Raw genomic sequence first — 16810 nt, 5'->3', positions numbered from 1 at the left:
AGAGCGCCCCACCTGCACAGAGGTGGGGCGCTGTCCGTGATAGGGCCGGATCAGCCCGCGTCGGGGTGGCGGTTGGTCTCGTGCAGCTGCACGGGCTTGCCGCGCCGGGCACGCAGGTTCAGGAGTTCCACGGCGATCGCGAAGCCCATCGCGAAGTACGTGTAGCCCTTGGGGATCTTGAAGCCGAAGCCGTCCGCAATGAGGTTCACGCCGATCAGCAGCAGGAACGCCAGGGCGAGCATCTTCACGGTGGGGTGTGCCTGCACGAACTCCCCGATGGGGCGCGCGGCGACAAGCATGATCAGCACGGTCACGACGACGGCGGCCACCATCACGCCGATGTCGTCGGCCATCCCGACGGCCGTGATGACGCTGTCGAGGCTGAACACGATGTCGAGGATCATGATCTGCCCGATGATCGCGGCGAAGTTCGCGCCCGCCACCTTCCCGGCGGTCGGTGTTCCCTCGTGCGCGCCAGGTCCTTCGAGTTGCTCGTGCATCTCCTTGACGGCCTTGTACAGCAGGAACAGACCGCCGAAGATCAGGATCAGGTCCCGTCCCGAGAAGCCCATGCCGAACAGGGTGAACAGGTCGTTTTTCAGGCTGTAGATCCAGCTGATCGAGAACAGCAGACCCAGACGCATGAGCATGGCGGCCAGCAGACCGATGGTGCGCGCCCGTTGCCGCTGCTCTGGCGGGAGCTTCCCGGCCAGGATCGAGATGAAGATGACGTTGTCGATACCAAGGACAACTTCAAGCAGCAGCAGCGTACCGAACGCCAGCCACGCCTCGGGCTGGGTGATCCAGCCGAACAGTGATTCCATTGTGTCACTCCACGAAACAGAAAGCGGACGCTGCCACGCACGTCCAGGATGCCGTTGGGGGTAGTAACCCGAAAATCCGCGCCCGTGCGGCGCGCCAGGGGTCATGTTCCCTGACAGCCGGGGGGCCGGTCAAGACCCGTCAATCCTTCATGCTGCGGCCCGGTCCCTCCCCGGCCCGCCTGCTCTGGGGTCTAGCGGGGCGTCGCGCCGTCCAAGAAGACGGCCAGCAACGCCCGCGCGGTCCCCTGTGGATCAGAGGTGGGCGCGCCCGTCACCAGCGGGTACGTGATCGCCAGGAACGCGCGGGCCAGCATCGCCGGCGGCAGGTCGCCGCGCAGCTCACCACGTGCCGCCGCGTCCTCGAACAGACGCGACAGGCCACCCACCCACACCCGGCGGTACTCCTGCTCGAACGCCGCGCGGCGATCCGGGTTGACGTGCCGCAGCTCACTCGCCAGTTGCAGACCGACGCGCTGCTCGGGGGCGCTGGCCAGCAGCTCGTACACCAGCGTGTCCAGCTGCAGCCGGATCCCCACCTGCGAGTTCGCGGCCTGCACGAGGCGGCTCAGGCCCGCCAGGGTGCCCTCCAGCATGGCCAGGAACAGCGCCTCCTTGTCGGCGTAGTGGTGGTACAGCGCGGGCTTCGTGACCCCGACGGCCTCCGCGACCTCACGCATGCTCACCCCGTGGTAGCCGCTCTTCACGAACAGCCGCGCCGCCTCCTGCTGAATGCGGGTGCGGGTCGTATCGGGCACAGCGGGGGAAGACACAGGAGGAACCGTCATTGCCGCTCATGATAACGGGCCGCGGGCTGGCATCACCCTGACACAGACGAGTAGAGTGAAGAGCGTCACACAACCCCACGCCCCCACTCCCGGAGGACCCACATGCGCCGACTTGCCGCCGCCGTCACCCTTGCGCTGCCCCTGGCCCTGGCCGCCTGCTCCCAGCAGGCTGCGCCCACCACCACCCCCTCGCCCTACGCCGACCGCCCCGAATTGCAGGACGCGGGCAGTCAGGCCATCCTGGCCCGCTACGGCAACGACCCCGGCCTGACCGCCGCCCTTCAGGAAGCGTACGGCGAGCGCACCACGACCCTCGCCTACCCCAGCGTGCCCGCGCTGAACACGCAGGACTATGCCAGCGACCGCCTCGCGTACGTCAAGCGCACCGGGTGGGGCACCGTGGGCAACTACAACGCGCAGTACAGCGCGTACGCCGGGACCAGCCTCCCGTACACCGGCCTGGACTGGACCCGCGACGGGTGCAGCGCCCCCGACGGCCTGGGCCTGGGCTACCGCGAGGACTTCCGCCCCGCGTGCAACGTGCACGACTTCGCGTACCGCAACCTCAAGGTGTACCAGCGCACCGACGCGAACCGCCTGACGAGCGACGACGTGTTCTACACGAACATGAAAGCCATCTGCGCCGCCAAGAGCTGGTACGCCCGCCCCGCCTGCTACAGCGCCGCGTACGCCTACTACCAGGGCGTGCGCATCGGCGGCAGCGACAGCTTTTAAAACTGGCAGGCAGGGCGCAGGAGGTGGGGGCTGACTGCGCCCCACCTCCTGCCCGTGTTCAGGCCGGGTTCGTCCAGTACGCCCAGGTGTGTCCGCCCGCGCAGGTCGCGGTGAACGCGGGGCCGCGCTTGCTGACCTTCCCCGGCTGCCCGCACGCCGCGCACACCGGCTTGGCGGGCGTGTTCCCACCGCAGTCGCCGCACTTCAGGTAGTACCCGTACTTCCCGAACTGCACGGTCACGTTCGCCGAGGCGCAGGCGCGGCACGCCACGTCCGGGCGGGGCCGCGCCTGCGCCTGCCGTTCCTGCGACGTGCGGACCGGGGCGGCACTCGGGCGTTCCGGGCGTGCAGGCTCCGCCGGGGGCGCACTGACGGGCGCGGCTCTGGTCTGGGTGGGTTCAGGTGCGGCTGGCGCCTCCTGGGCAGGCACTGGAACGTGGCGGCTACGCAGGAACGCCTGGATGCGGGTCATCTCGGCGTCGGTGAAGCCGAACGAGCCGAAGGTCTTCTCCTGTTCGGCCTGGATGACGGCGCGGACGCGATCGGGCACCTGATCGGCTTTCACGAGTTCCGGCACGTCCGCCTTGCGGGTGATGCGCCCGCCGTCCGAGATGGCGACCAGCACGTCGCGCCGCACGCCGCTCAGGGTGCGCTGCTTGAGGCCCAGCATGGAGCGGTCCATCAGCTCGGTGGTGTGGTCGTCCAGCAGCGACAGCAGCAGGTCCAGCTGCCGCCGCGCCTGGAGGACCGGTGAGGGCATGCCGCGCCCCTGGCGGTTCCACCAGCGGGTCCACTCGCCGTGCTCGTTCACGCTGACCTGTCCGGCCACGCTCTTGCTCTCGATGATCAGCAGGCCGAACCGGTGCAGGATCAGGTGGTCGATCTGCGCGACCTCGCCGCGCCGCTCCAAGCGGAGGTTGTGGAACACGAACTTGCGGGGGTCCTCCGCGAAGGCGCGCCTGAGGTAGTGGGCCATCTGCCGTTCCGCGTCGTATCCGGCGCGGCGCAGCGGGTCAGCGTGCTGCTGTGGTTCGAGGTCCTTGACGATCACCCGGTCACGCTAGCGCGCCCGCGCCCGCCACCGGACGAAAAATGCCCATGAGGACGCGAATTTTTACACATTCTCTTCCGCGCGCCAGATGTCCTGTGGGGTTTCGCGCTGGCGGATGACGGTCCAGGTGTCCCCGTCGCGCAGGACCTCGGCGGGCCGGGCGCGGGTGAGGTAGTTGCTGCTCATGGCGGCGCCGTACGCGCCGGCTTCGTGGATGGCGAGGAGGTCGCCGGGGTGCGGGTCGGGCAGGGTGAGGTCGCGGGCGAGGAGGTCGCCGCTCTCGCAGGCGGGTCCGGCGAGGTCCCAGGTGTCGGTCCCGCCACGGTCCCAGAGGGGGGTGACGGGGTGTTGCGCGCCGTACAGCATGGGGCGCAGGAGTTCGGTCATGCCGGCGTCCACGAGAACGAAGTTGCGTCCGGTGCGTTTGGTACCGACCACGCGGGTCAGGAGGGTGCCGGCCTGCGCGACGAGGTACCGGCCGGGTTCGACCCAGAGTTGCGCGCCGAAGGTGGCGGCGGCGGCGCGGGCCTCGCGGGCGATGCCGTGCAGGTCGGCGCCGAGGCCCCAGCCGCCCCCGGCGTCGAGGACGTCCAGCGGGCCGGTGTGGGCGCGCAGGTCGCCGAGGCGGTGGAAGGCGGCGGTGAAGTCGTGCGCGTCGCGGATGGCGCTGCCGATGTGCACGTGCAGGCCCAGGGCCGTGTGCCCGGCGGCGCGCAGGGCGTCCAGCACGCGCGGGGTCTGGTCCAGCGTCACGCCGAACTTGCTGCCCGCGGCCCCGGTGGCGAGGTGGTCGTGCGTGCTGACGTTCAGGGCGGGGTTCACGCGCACGAGCGCGCGGGAGGCGGGCGGCAGCAGCGCGACCTCCTCTTCGCGGTCGAGGATGAACGTGGCGCCGAGGTGCGCGCCCGTGGCGTACTCGCCGGGGGTCTTGGCGGGGCCGTTCACGAGGATCCGGTCGCCCGCCGCGCCCACTCGGGCGGCGCGGGCGAGTTCCCCGGCGCTGACGCATTCGAAGCCGACGCCCTGGGTGTGCAGGCGGCGCAGGAGGGTCAGGTTGGGATTGGCCTTCATGGCGTAGTACACGCGGGCGTCCCCGAACGCGGCGCGGACGCGCGCCAGTGCGGCGTCGAGTTCGGCGGCGTCGTAGACGTACAGGGGCGTGCCGTACGTGTGCGCGGCGGTCTGGAGATGCTCGGGCGTGAGGCTCATGCCGGGGAGTGTAGCGGGCGGGGCAGGCTTGACGGGCAGGTGGTGGTCAGCCCACACTGGTCAGACCACTGACCACTGAGCCCTGCCGAGGAGGTTTCCATGACCGGCCCCACCCCCGCCCCGCTGCGGCCCGCGCTGCACGCCGAGGACACCCTGCTCGCCCGCCTGCTGGACGGCACGTACCCGCCCGGCAGCACCCTGCCCGCCGAGCGGGAACTGGCCGCCAGCCTGGGCGTCACGCGGCCCACCCTGCGCGAGGCGCTGCAACGCCTGGGCCGCGACGGCCTGCTGGAGATCCGGCAGGGCCGACCCACCCGCGTCCTGCACCCGCACGAGGGCGGCCTGCGCGTCCTGGCGCACCTGTCCCGCCACGGCGAGCTGGGGCGAATGGTGCCGGACCTGCTGGACCTGCGCGCCGCACTGCTGCCTCACTGGGTCGCGCAGACCGCCGACCGCGACCCGCAGGCCCTCCAGGCGCACCTCGGGACGCCGCCCACCGAGTCGGACGACCCGGATCTGCCGCGGACCTTCACAGCGTTCGACTGGACGTTCCAGACGCTCGCCGCGCACGGCAGCGGGAACGCGCTGGCCCCGCTGCTGCTGGGCGCGTTCGCCGAGGTGTACGCCCGCGCCGGGGCGATCTACTTCAGCGACCCGCACCGCCGGGACCGCTCGCGCGAGCACTACCGCGCGCTGTACGCCGCACTGCCCCTGGGCGGGATCGCCGCCGGGCAGGTGGCGCGCAGCACCAGCCTCGACAGCCTGCAGTTGTGGGAGGCGCGCCGTGTTTGACCTGATCCGCGCCGCGATCCCCGTCTTCCTGCTGTCCCTGCTGATCGAGTGGGCCGCGTACCGGTACCTGAGTCACGACCACGACGCGCCGCACGAGCACTCCGGGTACGGGACGCGCGACACGATCACCAGCCTGAGCATGGGCGTCGGGAACGTCCTGATCAACCTCTTCTGGAAGGGCGTCGTCGTGGCGATCTACGCCGCGCTGTACAGCCTCACGCCGCTGCGCCTGCCCGAGCAGGCGTGGTGGGTGTGGGTGCTGCTGTTCCTCGCGGACGATTACGCGTACTACTGGTACCACCGCGTCAGCCACGAGGTCCGGCTGTTCTGGGCCAGTCACGTCGTGCATCACTCCAGCCAGCACTACAACCTGTCCACCGCGCTGCGGCAGACCTGGGTGCCCATGACCGCCCTGCCGTTCTGGCTGGTCCTGCCCCTGCTGGGCTTCGCGCCGTGGATGGTGCTGCTCGCGCAGGCGTGGAACCTCCTGTACCAGTTCTTCGTCCACACCGAACGGGTAGGCCGCCTGCCTGCCCCCGTCGAGTACATCTTCAACACGCCCAGCCACCACCGCGCGCACCACGGCAGCAACGACGTGTATCTCGACCGCAACTACGGCGGCATCCTGATCATCTGGGACCGCCTGCACCGCACCTTCCAGCCCGAGACGGAACCCGTCCGGTACGGCCTCGTGCACAACATCCACACGCACCAGCCCGTGCAGGTCGCCTTCCACGAATTCGCGGCCCTGTGGCGCGACGTCCGCACCGCCCGCAACTGGCGCGACCGCCTGCACTACCTGACCCGTCCGCCCGGCTGGCACCCCGAACGGTAACCCTCCCGGCGGCCCGGCCTCGATGCTTTCCCCTCAATTGCCGCGCGCGTCACCGCCGGTTCAGGGACCGGATGGTAAGCTGCGCGGCTGTATGAGTGCCCCCTCCCCTGCCTCCGCGACCGTCCCCGCCCCTGCCGCCGCTGCGGGGGAACGGGTGCTGTGCGCCATGTCCGGCGGCGTGGATTCGTCAGTCACGGCGGCGCTGCTGAAGGACCAGGGGTATCAGGTGGTCGGCGCGATGATGCGCTTCTGGCCCGACGACAAGCGCACCGACACCTTCGACTCGTGCTGCTCGCCCGACGCGGCGTACGAGGCGCGGCGCGTGGCCGAGCAGGTGGGCGTGCCGTTCTACCTGCTGGACTACCGCGAGCAGTTCCAGCGGCACATCGTCGGGCCGTTCATCGACGAGTACAGCAAGGGCCGCACGCCCAACCCCTGCGTGAACTGCAACACCAAGGTGAAGTTCGACGAACTGGTGAAGAAAGCCAAGATGCTCGGCTGCCGCTACGTCGCCACCGGGCACTACGTGAAGCGCGTGGAGAACGCGCGGGGCGAGGTGGAATTCCATCGGGGCGACGATCCCCGCAAGGACCAGACGTACTTCCTGTGGGGCACGCCGCGCGACGCGCTGCCGTACATCCTCTTCCCCGTCGGGGAACTGGAGAAACCCCGCGTGCGTGAAATCGCCGCGGAACGGGGCCTGCTGACCGCGCAGAAGCCCGAGAGTCAGAACATCTGCTTCGTGCCCGGCAAGGTGCAGGACTTCGTGGCCGAGCACATCCCCCAGGCGCAGGGCTTCATCCGCGAGATCAGCAGCGGCGAGGTCGTGGGTGAGCACCTGGGCACGCAGTTCTACACGCTGGGCCAGAAGAAGGGACTGGGCCTGTACCAGTCTCACCGCGTGCGGCACGTCGTACACCTGGCACCCGACACGAACACCGTCTGGGTGGGCGACTACGACGACTGCCTGTGGAGCGGCCTGAAGGCGCAGAGTGCCAACTACCTGATCGACCTGACCGACCTGCCGGGGGAACTGGAAGTGCAGGTCCGCTACCGCACCGCGCCCGTGAAGGCCCGCTTGATCCGCGCCGACGAGAGCGGCTTCGAGCTGGCCTTCCAGGACCCGCAGTTCGCGGTCGCCCCCGGCCAGAGCGCCGTGCTGTACGCCGGGCCGCGCCTGCTGGGCGGCGGCCTGATCGAGGACCACGTCCCCACCCTGCCCGCACCGAAAGCCCCGCCGAAGAAACGCCCGGCTGTGCTGCTGTCCTGATGCTGGCGCGCGTGCGCCGGGTTCACGCAGCCCTGCTGGACCGGAAGGGCCTCTCGCCCAGCGCGCTGGCCGATCTGCTGAGTGACCTGCGGCGAGAGGTGCAGGCCCTGCCCTTCGGCGTCCCAGACGCTGATGACCTGCCGCGCGAGACGTACCGCGACCTGCGTGCCCGAATTGCCAGGGCGTGGCCGGAACTCGGCTTCTACGACCCGGCCACCGGACGCGCCCTGAGCACCTGCGACCTCCCCGCCGAGATCGGCGACGCGCTGGACGACCTGACGGACCTCGCCCGTGACCTGGGCACCGCCCTCACGCTGACCGACACGGACGAGGCCGATGCGCTGGCGTGGCTGCGCTTCTCCCACGACATCCACTGGGGCGACCACGTGCAGGACGTCACGCGGCACCTGCGCTGGCTGGGCTAGACCCGTGAACTGACCGTCGTGTGGGGTCGGGTTCAGCGCTGGCGTCTGTTCTCCACGACTTTCAGGTGACTGCGGATGCCTCGACCGGCCAGCGGTTCATCCCGGAATCGAGGAATGACGTGGAAATGGGCGTGCATCACATGCTGACCCCCGACAGCCCCCACGTTCCATCCGGCGTTGTATCCGTCAGGCGCGAGGACGGCGTCCAGATACGCCCTGGCCTGCATGAGGAGGTCCTGGGTGGCGGTCCATTCCTGCGGCGTGAGATCGAACACCGTGGGTCGGTGAGCTTTCGGGACGATGATCCCTGCGCCTTCCAGGGCTCCCGTCTCGCTGGGCTTGATGCTCAGGAGACAGAGGTCGTTCTCGAGAACGAACGCGTCTCGGCGCAGCTCAGCCGTATCGCAGTAGGGGCAGGCGTGATCATCGTGCATTTGCCACCGAAGATAGGGGATGACCCGGCGGCGTGTCGCGCCTGGGACGCCCGTGAACTCTCCCGAGGGCCACTACAACCGCACGCTGAGGACGGGCACGAGCATTTCCTCGGCGGTCCAGCCGCCGTGCAGGCCGGGCATGGGGGCGGGGCTGGTGGGGCGGCGGATGGCATGTCCGGGGTGCGGGACGGCGATCAGGTCGCCCACGCGCGGGCGGAAACGGGCCTCGGCGTGGGCTGGTGGGCCGAACAGGCCGCCGGTCCAGGCGTCGTCGGCAGTCAGGAGGGTGGCGTGCGGGGCGAGCAGCGCCTCGATCTCGGCGGCGTGTTCAGCGTAGGGGCGGAGGTACGCGGCGCGTTCCTCCCCGGCGACGGGGCCGCGCAGGGCCGTTTTCATGACCTTCTTCGTGATGGCGTCCACGTAGCCCTCCGGGGGCTGGGGGCTCTGGCCGTGGTCGGCGGTGAGGACAATCAACGTGTCCCCAGTCCTGGGCAGCGCAGCCAGGAGGTCCGCGACGATGCGGTCGGTGCGGCGCAGTTCGGCGTGCGCCTCCGGGCTGTCGGGGCCGGAGCCGTGGCAGATCAGGTCGTACTCGGGGAAGTACACGAGCGTGTACGACGGCTGCCCCGGCTGGAGGGTCGCAGCAGTCAGCTCTGGCGTTTCCTCTGACTGCGCGTAGGGGTGGTACTCGGCGCCGTCGCAGGCCCAGCGGGTCAGGACGCTGTGCTGGTACGCGGCGGGCATGACGACGTGCGCGGCCACACCCCGGTCATGCAACTGGCGGTACAGGGACGGCACGGCAGCCAGGAACCCCGCGTCCTCCAGGGGCGTGTGGGTGTACACGTCGTACAGGCGGATGAGGTTCACGACGGCCTGTGCCTCGTCCAGCCACACGGTCAGGCCCAGGTAGCCGTGCTCGGCGGGCGCGCGGGCGGTGTGAATGGTGGTCAGGGCGGCCATGGTGGTGCTGGGAAACACACTGGTGACGGGGCCCGGTGCGGGCGTCAGGGCTGCCAGGGTTGGGGCGTCCCCGCGCGTGACCGCGGCCCGCAACTGCCCGGCGCCCAGGGCGTCCACGACGATCAGGACGACGTGCCGCGCGCCGTTCAGCGGCAGCGGATGGCGATACGGGGCGTGGTGGGTGGGCACGCCGTGGTGCGCGCCCAGGGTGGCGGCGAGGTTCAGGACGCTGCCGCCCGCGTAGTCGGGCCGGATCGCGTGCGGGGGCAGGTGCATGGGTGAAGATAGCCGCCGGGGTGGCCGGGTGACCTTGAGGCTTCGTTCAGCGCCTACCGGTGCGAGGCAGGAACGCCCCGGTGTGCGCCCGGTACGCCGCGTGGTCCGGGTGACGTCCGGCCAGCGCGGCGTCCTCGATGCCCGCCTTGTGCCGCAACAGCCCTGCGAGCAGGAAGGTGCCCGCGACGCTGACCAGCCCGCCCCGCGCGACCGTCCAGCCGCCCGCCAGAAGCAGCAGCGCCGTGTAGATCGGGTGCCGCACATGCCGGTACGGGCCGCGCTGCACGAGCATGCCCCCCGCGACCGGTGTGGGCAGCGGCGTGAGGTTGCGTCCCAGCGTGCGCCCGCTCCAGACGAGGAGGCCCAGCCCACCCACCCCCAGCGCCGCGCCCGCCACCCCGACGGATCGGGGTCGACCTATCGCCCGCCGCCCCCCGGCCAGGATGACGGCCAACAGCGCGAACTGCGCGGCAACCAGAGAGCGGTCCCTTGTCACGCTCATAGCTCAGAGCCCACAGCTCACGCCTCAGTACGTGCGTCCGGCGGTGACGCGTCCGTCGGGTTCGTGGCCCTGTTGCAGGTCGATCAGGAAGTCGCGGGTGAGGTGCGCGCCGCGCGTGACGAGGTCGGTGGTGGTGCTGGCGATGTGCGGCGTGAGGATCACGTTCGGCTGCTCCCACAGCGGGTGCTCTGTGGGGAGGGGTTCGGGGTCGGTGACGTCGAGGACCGCGCCGCCCAGTTGCCCGCTGTCCAGCGCGGCCAGGAGGTCGTCCGTGACGGCGAGGTTCCCGCGGCCGACATTCACGAGCCACGCGCCGCGTTTCAGGCCGCGCAGGGTGGCGGCGTTCACGATGCCGCGCGTGTCCGGGGTGCTGGGCAGCAGCAGCACGACCCAGTCCGCCTGCGCGAGCATCTCGTCGCGTTCTTCTGTAGGCGTGGTGCTGCGGATGCCGTGCACGTGCGCGCCGTGGGAGGCCAGGTGTTCTTCGAGGTGGCGGCCGATGTGCCCGTAGCCCCACAGGACGACGTGTGCGCCGTCCAGGGTGGTCAGGGCGGAGTCGCCGGGCAGGGCGGGGGCGTCCCAGTGGTGGCGGCGCTGCGCGTCCCGGAAGCGGTGCAGGCCGCGTGACGCGGCGAGCATGCCGCTCAGGGCGTGCACGGCGACGGCGCGGTCGTGCAGGCGGCTGGCGTTGAACAGGGCCGCGCCGGGCGGCAGGTGCGCCTGCACGTGTTCGATGCCGGCGGTCAGGGTGAGCACCCACTTCACGCCGGGCGTGGCGAGGAGTGCGGTGCGGGTGGCGGCGTCGGTCAGCCACAGGACGACGCCGTCGGCCTCGCCGTCGGGCACGTGGCCGCGGCGGTAATGGTCGAAGGTCACGCCGGGCACGCCGTGTTCGTCGTGCTGGCTGAGGGCGCGGAACTCGGGCAGGTCGGGCAGCAGGACGCGCATGGGTCTATTCTGACCCGCCGGGCGCGTGCGCGGCCAGCCATTCGGGGCGGGTGAGTTCCATGTGCACGTCGGTGCGGCCCTCGCGTTCAGTGCGGTGGACCTCACGGAACCCGCAGGCGAGGAAGGCCCGCTGGGCGCGGCGGTTGTGCCCGAAGGTGGTCAGGCGGATGCGGTTCAGGGCAGGGTCGCGCCGCGTGAAGGCCCAGCGGAGGAGCGCCTGCACGGCCTCGCGCCCGTAACCCTGGCCCCACAGGCTGGGCACGCCGATCATGACGCCCAGCGTGGCGGTGGTCGGCGTGAGGGGCGGCGAGGGCCGCAGGTCGTACAGTTCGGCGCTGCCGATCAGGGTGCCGTGCTCGTCCATGACGCCGAAGCCGTGGCGTTCGCCGGTGCGTTCCTCGTCCTGCATGATGCGGCGGAACAGGAAACCGGGCAGGCGGATGGGTTTGGCGTCGTTCCAGTCGGCCAGTTCCCGGTCGCGGAAGAAGCCGTGCAGGACGCGCCACTCGTGCGGCGTGAAGTCCAGCAGGGGTTTCAGGGTGACGCGAGGCGTGAGGGATTCGGTCATGCCGCTCAGCTCTGGACGGTGCCCAGCGCGCGGGTCACGTCCCGCGTGAGGCGGTCGAGGTGGAAGGCGTCGCCCTCGGCCCGCTCGACCTGCCGCGTGGCGGGGTCCACGACGAGCAGGGCCAGCACCTCGCCGCTGGCGTGGCGGACGTTCACGCCGGGGTGGCCGTCCAGCGCGGCGCGGTCGGTCTCGGGCAGCAGCGTCCAGGCGGGGTCGCCTGAGGTCAGGCCCAGGTGCGCGACGGGCAGGCGGTGCCCGCGCAGCTGCCCCTCCAGCCAGTCGAGCGCGGCGGGCGCGCCGCCGATCAATCCCTGTTCGATGTGCGGGCGCGGCTGGTTGTAGCGGACGGGGCGGCCGTCGCGGCGGCGCAGGTCACCCCCGGCGGCGCGCAGCAGGGCGTGCCCGGCGGCGATGTCCCACTCGCTGCGGGGTGACATGGTGAAGGTCGCGTCGACCTGCCCGGCCGCGATCCGCGCGAGCTTCAGGGCGATGCTCCCGCTGGGCTTCATGCCGGGGAGCGACGTGCGGTGCAGTTCCCGTCCGTGTTCGGTGTCGGACACGGCGACACGCCAGTCCGGTCCGCTGCCGGGCATGGGCGCAGGCTGGCCGTTCAGGGTGACGCCCTGCCCCACCACGCCGCTGAACAGCTCATCCGTTTCCGGAGCGTACACGACACCCAGCACCGGCTCGCCTCCCACCGCGAGGCCGATACTGACGCAGTAATCCGGCAGGCCCGTCGAGAACTCCTTCGTGCCGTCGATGGGGTCCACGATCCACACGCGGTCATGGCCCAGGCGGGCGCGGTCGTCGGTCTCCTCCTCGGACAGGAGGCCGTCCGCCGGGAACGCGGCGGCCAGGGCGGTCATGATCAGCGCGGACGCCTCGCGGTCGGCGATGGTCACGGGGTCGTCGGCACTCGTCTTGTGTTCCACGGTGAACCCGGCGCGCAGGTGCGCCAGGAGCAGCGCCCCGGCCTCGCGCGCCAGCGCCGACGCGACCGAGAGTTCATGCGAGAAGGTGGGAGCGGTCATGCCCCCGAGCATAGCCCGCACACCCCCGACGCGTTCCGGCGGCGGTCAGGCCGTGACGAGCGCCCTGCCCAGATGTTCGTGCCGGTTGATCCACCCGACCCGGACCGGGTCGCCGCGCAGGTCGACGGCGCAGGTGGCGGTGTTGTTCACGCGCAGCGTGGCAGGCAGGCGGGGCAGGTCGCTGCCCAGCAGCGCTGCGATCAGGTACTGCGCGAAGAGATGGTGCGTGACCAGCCCCACCCGGTCGTCCGGTCCGTGGCGGGCGCGCAGGTCGCCCAGCAGTCGGCGTGCCCGGCTCGCGTGTACCGCCGGGTCGTCCGTTTCGAACCCCCCGTCCCAGGGGGCGTGGGGGGACAGGTCGCCAGGCCAGCGGAGGCCGGGGCAGTGCGCCCGCAGGCCCGCAGGCGTCTCGCCGGGGGTGGGGCCGCGCTCGCCGTCCCACGCGCCCCAGTACAGCCCCCCGACCTCGTGCGCGTCGGCGTGAGCGTGCACGGGGAGGCCCAGCGCGCGGGCCAGGGGCGCAGCGGTCTGCACGGCGCGGACGGTCAGGCTGGCGTGCAGGTGCGTCAGCGCGAGCGGCCCGCGCGGCGCCTGCCGGAGGTGGTCGGCCAGGGCCTGCGCCTGCCGGTGTCCCAGTGGCGTCAGGGGCGGGTCGGGGTGGCGTCCGGCCTTCGCACCGGTCTGCTGGTACAGGAGGTTGTTTGCCGACTGCGCGTGGCGGATCAGGAGGAGCTGCACGCCGCCGAGTGTAGGGAGGTCCGGCGCGGTCGGCTTGGCGCTGTCTGCGCTGCCGGGTCTCAGGTTCAGCCCGGTCCGAGCAGCGCGGCCGAGGGGCACAGGTCGGCCAGCACGCACGCGTCGCAGCTCGGGTGGCGGCTGAGGCACACCTCGCGCCCGTGCCGGACGCCCGCGACGTGCAGGCGCAGGCGGTCCGGGGTGGTGCGGGGCACGGTGGCGTCGAACCAGCGTTCCACTCGCGCGCCCGTCCAGGTGTCCGGGACCCACTCCAGCCGCCGGGCCAGCCGGTCCAGGTTGCCCTCGACCGGCATGGCAGGCCGGTGCAGGTCGAACAGGAGGATCAGGGCGGCGGTGTGGCGGCCCACGCCGGGCAGGGCTTCCAGGGTCGCGCGGGCCGTCTCGTCGGTCAGGCCGCTCAGGTGCTCCAGGGTCAGTGGGCCGTCCTCGTCCGGTCCGGCCAGGGCGCTCAGGATGCCGTGCACGCTGGCGGCCTTGCTGCGGTGCAGGCCGCCGCCCACGCCGCGCAGGGTGTCCTCAATGCCGTCCGGGCCGTCGAGCAGCGCGGCCTCCCACCGCGGGTAGGCTGTGCGCAGCGCGCGGTACTGCCGGTCGGCGGCGGCGCGGGTGTTCTGCTGGCCCAGGATCGTGCGGATCAGGCTGCTCAGCAGGTCTGCCGGGCGGGTGCGGGGGAAGGGCAGTTCCCCGTCCGGGAGGTACTGCCCGGTCAGGCGGCACGTCACCTCCGGCAGGGTGGCGGGCGCCGTGAACGTGGGGGCGGGGCGGGGCATCCCGGCAGGCTAGCGGTCGGGGCAGGCGGCAACCGTGCCTGGGGGCGCGATCCCGGCGAGTCAGGATTGGTCAGTACGGCAGGCCCGCCAGCCGCAGCAGTTCGGCGCGGACGCGCGCGGCGTCGTTGGGCCGCTCGGCATGGTCGGGGCGGGTCAGGCTCAGGTACAGGGGTTGCAGCGGGTCCAGGGTGTGCGGGTGCGGCTCGTCCGGGTCGGGCAGCGAGCCGTGAATGCCCCAGCCGAGCAGGACGCCCACGCCGTACAGGTCGCTCTCGGGACCCAGCGGTTCGCCGCGCGCCGCCTCGGGGCTCTGGAAGGCGGCGGTGCCCATGCGCAGCGGCGCGTCGAAGGTCTCGAAGGCGGGGCCGGACAGGTCGAAATCCACCAGTTTCGCGCTGCCGTCCTCCTCCACGATGATGTTCTCGGGTTTGATGTCGCGGTGCACCAGCCCGCGCTCGTGCAGGTACCCCAGCGCGTCCAGCAGGTGCACGAGGGTCAGCAGGAAGGCCCGGCGTTCCTGCTGCACGGCGGGCCGCTGCGCGTAGCGGCGGAACAGCACCTCGCCACGTGCCAGGGTGCTGACCAGGGCGGGCTGGTCGTCCACGACGGTCCGTTCGATCACGCGGACCAGCCGGGGGTGGTGCAGGTCGTGCGCGTGGTCGTATTCCCGTTCGGCGTAGCCGCCCAGGTGCGCGGGGAAGATCTTCACGGCGCAGGGCTGGCCGTCGCGAGCCACCGCGAAGTACACCAGGCTGTGCGAGCCGCGTCCGACCGGTCGGACCAGCCGGACGCCGTTTCCCACGACCTGTCCTGCAAGAGGCATCTCCCACAACCTACCCCAACGGCTGCCGCTGCGGGTAGCGCGGACCTCCTGCCCGCACCCCACGCACTGAACCGGGTTCAGAAGAGTCGTAGAGTGCCTTCCAGAATGACGTACGGACTGGTCCTGGGAGGTGGCGGCGCGCGCGGACTGGCGCACGTCGGCGTGTGGCGCGTGCTGGAAGAACACGGGCTGACGCCCGGCATGCTGGCCGGGACGAGCATGGGCGGGCTGGTCGGGGCGTTCATCGCCGCCGGGTACAGCGCCGACGAGATGGAGCGCCTGTCGCGCGGGGTGTCCTGGCGGCGCCTGCTGAACCTGCGGCCCGGTCCCGGGCTGGTGCGGCCGTCGGTGGTGAGTGCGTGGCTGGCCGATCACCTGCCCGCCACGTTCGAGGAGCTGCGCCTGCCGCTGGCGGTGACCGCCACGGACCTGCGGTCGGGCCGCGCGGTGTACCTGTCGCGCGGGAATCTGCACGAGGCGCTGCGCGCCACGACCGCGTACCCGGGCGCGGTGGAACCGGTCGCGCAGGGGGACCTGCTGCTGTCCGACGGCGGGATCCTGAATCAGGTGCCGGTGGACGCCGCGCTGTTCCTGGGGGCGCGGCGGGTGCTGGCGGTGGACGTCACGGCGCCCGTCCCGCTGACCCTCACCGAGCGGCGCGGGCGGCTATGGCGGCGCGAGCCCGGCGCAGGTGGGGCACAGGGCGGCGCGCACCCACACCTCGGGACGGTGCAGACCCTGCGCCGCGCGGTGGAGATCATGCAGGCGCAGCTGACCGACGCCCGGGTGGGCCTGTACCGTCCGGACGTGCTGCTGCGCCCCACGCTGCGCGACGTGGACCTGCTGAACTTCAACCGGGCGGACGCCGCCATCCAGGCGGGCGTGGAGGCCGCGCAGGCGCAGCTGCCGCGCCTGCTGACCCTGCCCGGCTGACCGCAGCGGCCCGGCATCCGGTATTCTGCGCGGTGCATGACAGCCCCCCAGACGCCCGCCCCCATCAAGCCCAAGCAGACCGCGCTGCAGAAACTGTGGAAGGAGATCCTGGAACCCATCGTGTTCGCGGTGGTGATCACGCAGTTCGTGGCGACGCTCGTGGGCGTGGACGGCGTGAGCATGATGCCGAACCTGCGCAACGGCGAGCGCGTGTTCGTGCCGAAGTACGAGACGTGGCTGCACAAGGCGGGCGTCGGGGACTTCAAGCGCGGCGACATCCTGATCTTCAAGCCGCCCCGCGAGGCCAGCGCGAAGATCGACAATCTGAACAAGAGTGCGTTCGGGCTGTACACCTACCGGCCGTTCCTGATCAAGCGGCTGATCGGCCTGCCGGGCGACCGGGTCAGTATCACGGCGGGCGAGGTCAGCGTGAACGGCCAGCCGCTGGACTCCAGCTGGACGACCGCCTACTGGCAGGAGCAGGGCTGCTGGGACACGCAGAGCGAGGTGGCGAACAACATCACGTCCGCCAGCATCGCGGGCGCGACCGTGAACGTCGTGCCGGACCGGCAGGAGTTCACGGTGCCTGACGGGCAGTACTTCGTGATGGGCGACAACCGCACCGCGACCGGCAGTGAGGACTCGCGCATCATGGGGGCCATTGCGCGCCGGGACGTGGCGGGACGCGCGGCGGCCGTCGTGTGGCCGATCATGCGCAAGGCAAATGTCCGCTATAACTGCCTGACGAGCAGCGTCGAGGAATTCAGCGGGGACAACGTCCTGAACTGGCGTCTGCTGACGCCCCCGGCGGGCTTCGGGCAGCTGAAGTAAAACAGACGCACCGCAGCGCGCCGGATCGGGAAGTCCCAGATCCGGCGCGCTG

General features: G+C 71.4%; 20 protein-coding genes. 7 read left to right on the top strand and 13 right to left on the bottom strand.

All coding sequences use genetic code 11. From position 1 onward, the window contains the following. Positions 1 to 50 precede the first annotated feature (50 nt). Together SY84_RS13490 and SY84_RS13485 are read right to left on the bottom strand one after the other, a co-directional pair. Positions 51 to 824 carry a TerC family protein gene (locus SY84_RS13490; protein ID WP_046844442.1) on the bottom strand — a complete coding sequence of 258 codons (774 nt, stop codon included), beginning with the start codon at positions 822 to 824 and terminating at the stop codon, positions 51 to 53. A gap of 191 nt (positions 825 to 1015) precedes the next feature. After that, entirely contained in the window at positions 1016 to 1609 is a 594-nt protein-coding gene (locus SY84_RS13485; RefSeq protein ID WP_046844441.1) for a TetR/AcrR family transcriptional regulator, read from the bottom strand. 102 nt (positions 1610 to 1711) lie between these two features. Here SY84_RS13485 and SY84_RS13480 point away from each other — a divergent pair, with 102 nt between their 5' ends. Further along, positions 1712 to 2344: a phospholipase A2 gene (locus tag SY84_RS13480; protein WP_046844440.1), complete on the top strand. Its 633-nt coding sequence runs from the start codon at positions 1712 to 1714 to the stop codon at positions 2342 to 2344. A gap of 58 nt (positions 2345 to 2402) precedes the next feature. Here the strand turns inward: SY84_RS13480 and SY84_RS13475 are convergent, their stop codons facing one another. Both SY84_RS13475 and lysA read right to left on the bottom strand, forming a co-directional pair. Further along, the gene (locus tag SY84_RS13475; protein ID WP_046844439.1) at positions 2403 to 3395 is read right to left on the bottom strand and encodes a nuclease-related domain-containing protein; all 993 of its coding nucleotides are present in this window, start codon (positions 3393 to 3395) and stop codon (positions 2403 to 2405) included. Positions 3396 to 3458: 63 nt separating this feature from the next. After that, the gene (lysA, locus tag SY84_RS13470; RefSeq protein WP_046844438.1) at positions 3459 to 4604 is read right to left on the bottom strand and encodes a diaminopimelate decarboxylase; all 1146 of its coding nucleotides are present in this window, start codon (positions 4602 to 4604) and stop codon (positions 3459 to 3461) included. A gap of 99 nt (positions 4605 to 4703) precedes the next feature. Here lysA and SY84_RS13465 point away from each other — a divergent pair, with 99 nt between their 5' ends. From SY84_RS13465 to SY84_RS13450, 4 genes are all read left to right on the top strand, one after another. After that, a complete protein-coding gene (locus SY84_RS13465; RefSeq protein ID WP_046844437.1) occupies positions 4704 to 5396 on the top strand; it encodes a GntR family transcriptional regulator in 693 nt (230 codons plus the stop codon). Further along, positions 5389 to 6231 carry a sterol desaturase family protein gene (locus tag SY84_RS13460; RefSeq protein WP_046844436.1) on the top strand — a complete coding sequence of 281 codons (843 nt, stop codon included), beginning with the start codon at positions 5389 to 5391 and terminating at the stop codon, positions 6229 to 6231. Before SY84_RS13465 ends, SY84_RS13460 begins: the two co-directional genes overlap by 8 nt. 91 nt (positions 6232 to 6322) lie before the next feature. After that, complete coding sequence (mnmA, locus tag SY84_RS13455; RefSeq protein ID WP_046844435.1) at positions 6323 to 7501, top strand: tRNA 2-thiouridine(34) synthase MnmA; 1179 nt, start codon at positions 6323 to 6325, stop codon at positions 7499 to 7501. An 11-nt stretch (positions 7502 to 7512) separates the two neighbouring features. Continuing rightward, a complete protein-coding gene (locus SY84_RS13450; protein ID WP_157882994.1) occupies positions 7513 to 7926 on the top strand; it encodes a DUF5063 domain-containing protein in 414 nt (137 codons plus the stop codon). Between the two features lie 32 nt (positions 7927 to 7958). Here SY84_RS13450 and SY84_RS13445 read toward each other — a convergent pair whose 3' ends face one another. The 9 genes from SY84_RS13445 to SY84_RS13405 form a co-directional block, all read right to left on the bottom strand. Further along, entirely contained in the window at positions 7959 to 8360 is a 402-nt protein-coding gene (locus tag SY84_RS13445; protein WP_046844434.1) for an HIT family protein, read from the bottom strand. A gap of 72 nt (positions 8361 to 8432) precedes the next feature. Beyond that, positions 8433 to 9596, bottom strand: a complete 1164-nt coding sequence (locus SY84_RS13440; protein WP_046844433.1) for an alkaline phosphatase family protein — start codon at positions 9594 to 9596, stop codon at positions 8433 to 8435. Positions 9597 to 9642: 46 nt separating this feature from the next. Then, a complete protein-coding gene (locus SY84_RS13435) occupies positions 9643 to 10098 on the bottom strand; it encodes a methyltransferase family protein (RefSeq protein WP_046844432.1) in 456 nt (151 codons plus the stop codon). A 24-nt stretch (positions 10099 to 10122) separates the two neighbouring features. Then, positions 10123 to 11046: an NAD(P)-dependent oxidoreductase gene (locus SY84_RS13430; protein ID WP_046844431.1), complete on the bottom strand. Its 924-nt coding sequence runs from the start codon at positions 11044 to 11046 to the stop codon at positions 10123 to 10125. A gap of 4 nt (positions 11047 to 11050) precedes the next feature. Next, positions 11051 to 11614 (bottom strand): GNAT family N-acetyltransferase, encoded by a 564-nt coding sequence (locus SY84_RS13425; RefSeq protein ID WP_046844430.1) that lies wholly within the window; start codon positions 11612 to 11614, stop codon positions 11051 to 11053. A 5-nt stretch (positions 11615 to 11619) separates the two neighbouring features. Then, entirely contained in the window at positions 11620 to 12645 is a 1026-nt protein-coding gene (locus tag SY84_RS13420; protein ID WP_157882993.1) for a 3'(2'),5'-bisphosphate nucleotidase CysQ, read from the bottom strand. A 45-nt stretch (positions 12646 to 12690) separates the two neighbouring features. Then, positions 12691 to 13383: a histidine phosphatase family protein gene (locus tag SY84_RS13415; RefSeq protein ID WP_046844428.1), complete on the bottom strand. Its 693-nt coding sequence runs from the start codon at positions 13381 to 13383 to the stop codon at positions 12691 to 12693. A gap of 65 nt (positions 13384 to 13448) precedes the next feature. Beyond that, complete coding sequence (locus tag SY84_RS13410; protein WP_046844427.1) at positions 13449 to 14171, bottom strand: endonuclease III domain-containing protein; 723 nt, start codon at positions 14169 to 14171, stop codon at positions 13449 to 13451. Positions 14172 to 14241: 70 nt separating this feature from the next. Further along, complete coding sequence (locus tag SY84_RS13405) at positions 14242 to 14994, bottom strand: serine/threonine-protein kinase (RefSeq protein ID WP_046844426.1); 753 nt, start codon at positions 14992 to 14994, stop codon at positions 14242 to 14244. Between the two features lie 105 nt (positions 14995 to 15099). On the opposite strand from SY84_RS13405, the gene SY84_RS13400 reads away from it, so the two are divergent. Further along, on the top strand, positions 15100 to 15927 hold the full coding sequence (locus tag SY84_RS13400; protein ID WP_046844425.1) for a patatin-like phospholipase family protein: 828 nt from the start codon (positions 15100 to 15102) through the stop codon (positions 15925 to 15927). 36 nt (positions 15928 to 15963) lie between these two features. Further along, positions 15964 to 16758: a signal peptidase I gene (gene lepB, locus SY84_RS13395; protein ID WP_046844424.1), complete on the top strand. Its 795-nt coding sequence runs from the start codon at positions 15964 to 15966 to the stop codon at positions 16756 to 16758. Positions 16759 to 16810: the final 52 nt, after the last annotated feature.

This window comes from Deinococcus soli (ex Cha et al. 2016), assembly GCF_001007995.1.
Classification (GTDB): Bacteria; Deinococcota; Deinococci; order Deinococcales; family Deinococcaceae; genus Deinococcus; species Deinococcus soli.
This window is presented reverse-complemented; position numbering and strand designations above follow the sequence as displayed.

Coding starts and splice junctions, on each gene's coding strand:
- SY84_RS13445 (WP_046844434.1), bottom strand. CDS start 8,360: ATGCACGATGATCACGCCTGCCCCTACTGCGATACGGCTGAGCTGCGC.
- SY84_RS13435 (WP_046844432.1), bottom strand. CDS start 10,098: ATGAGCGTGACAAGGGACCGCTCTCTGGTTGCCGCGCAGTTCGCGCTG.
- mnmA (WP_046844435.1), top strand. CDS start 6,323: ATGAGTGCCCCCTCCCCTGCCTCCGCGACCGTCCCCGCCCCTGCCGCC.
- SY84_RS13485 (WP_046844441.1), bottom strand. CDS start 1,609: ATGACGGTTCCTCCTGTGTCTTCCCCCGCTGTGCCCGATACGACCCGC.
- SY84_RS13465 (WP_046844437.1), top strand. CDS start 4,704: ATGACCGGCCCCACCCCCGCCCCGCTGCGGCCCGCGCTGCACGCCGAG.
- SY84_RS13400 (WP_046844425.1), top strand. CDS start 15,100: ATGACGTACGGACTGGTCCTGGGAGGTGGCGGCGCGCGCGGACTGGCG.
- SY84_RS13430 (WP_046844431.1), bottom strand. CDS start 11,046: ATGCGCGTCCTGCTGCCCGACCTGCCCGAGTTCCGCGCCCTCAGCCAG.
- SY84_RS13425 (WP_046844430.1), bottom strand. CDS start 11,614: ATGACCGAATCCCTCACGCCTCGCGTCACCCTGAAACCCCTGCTGGAC.
- SY84_RS13480 (WP_046844440.1), top strand. CDS start 1,712: ATGCGCCGACTTGCCGCCGCCGTCACCCTTGCGCTGCCCCTGGCCCTG.
- SY84_RS13405 (WP_046844426.1), bottom strand. CDS start 14,994: ATGCCTCTTGCAGGACAGGTCGTGGGAAACGGCGTCCGGCTGGTCCGA.
- SY84_RS13410 (WP_046844427.1), bottom strand. CDS start 14,171: ATGCCCCGCCCCGCCCCCACGTTCACGGCGCCCGCCACCCTGCCGGAG.
- lepB (WP_046844424.1), top strand. CDS start 15,964: ATGACAGCCCCCCAGACGCCCGCCCCCATCAAGCCCAAGCAGACCGCG.
- SY84_RS13440 (WP_046844433.1), bottom strand. CDS start 9,596: ATGCACCTGCCCCCGCACGCGATCCGGCCCGACTACGCGGGCGGCAGC.
- SY84_RS13420 (WP_157882993.1), bottom strand. CDS start 12,645: ATGACCGCTCCCACCTTCTCGCATGAACTCTCGGTCGCGTCGGCGCTG.
- SY84_RS13490 (WP_046844442.1), bottom strand. CDS start 824: ATGGAATCACTGTTCGGCTGGATCACCCAGCCCGAGGCGTGGCTGGCG.
- lysA (WP_046844438.1), bottom strand. CDS start 4,604: ATGAGCCTCACGCCCGAGCATCTCCAGACCGCCGCGCACACGTACGGC.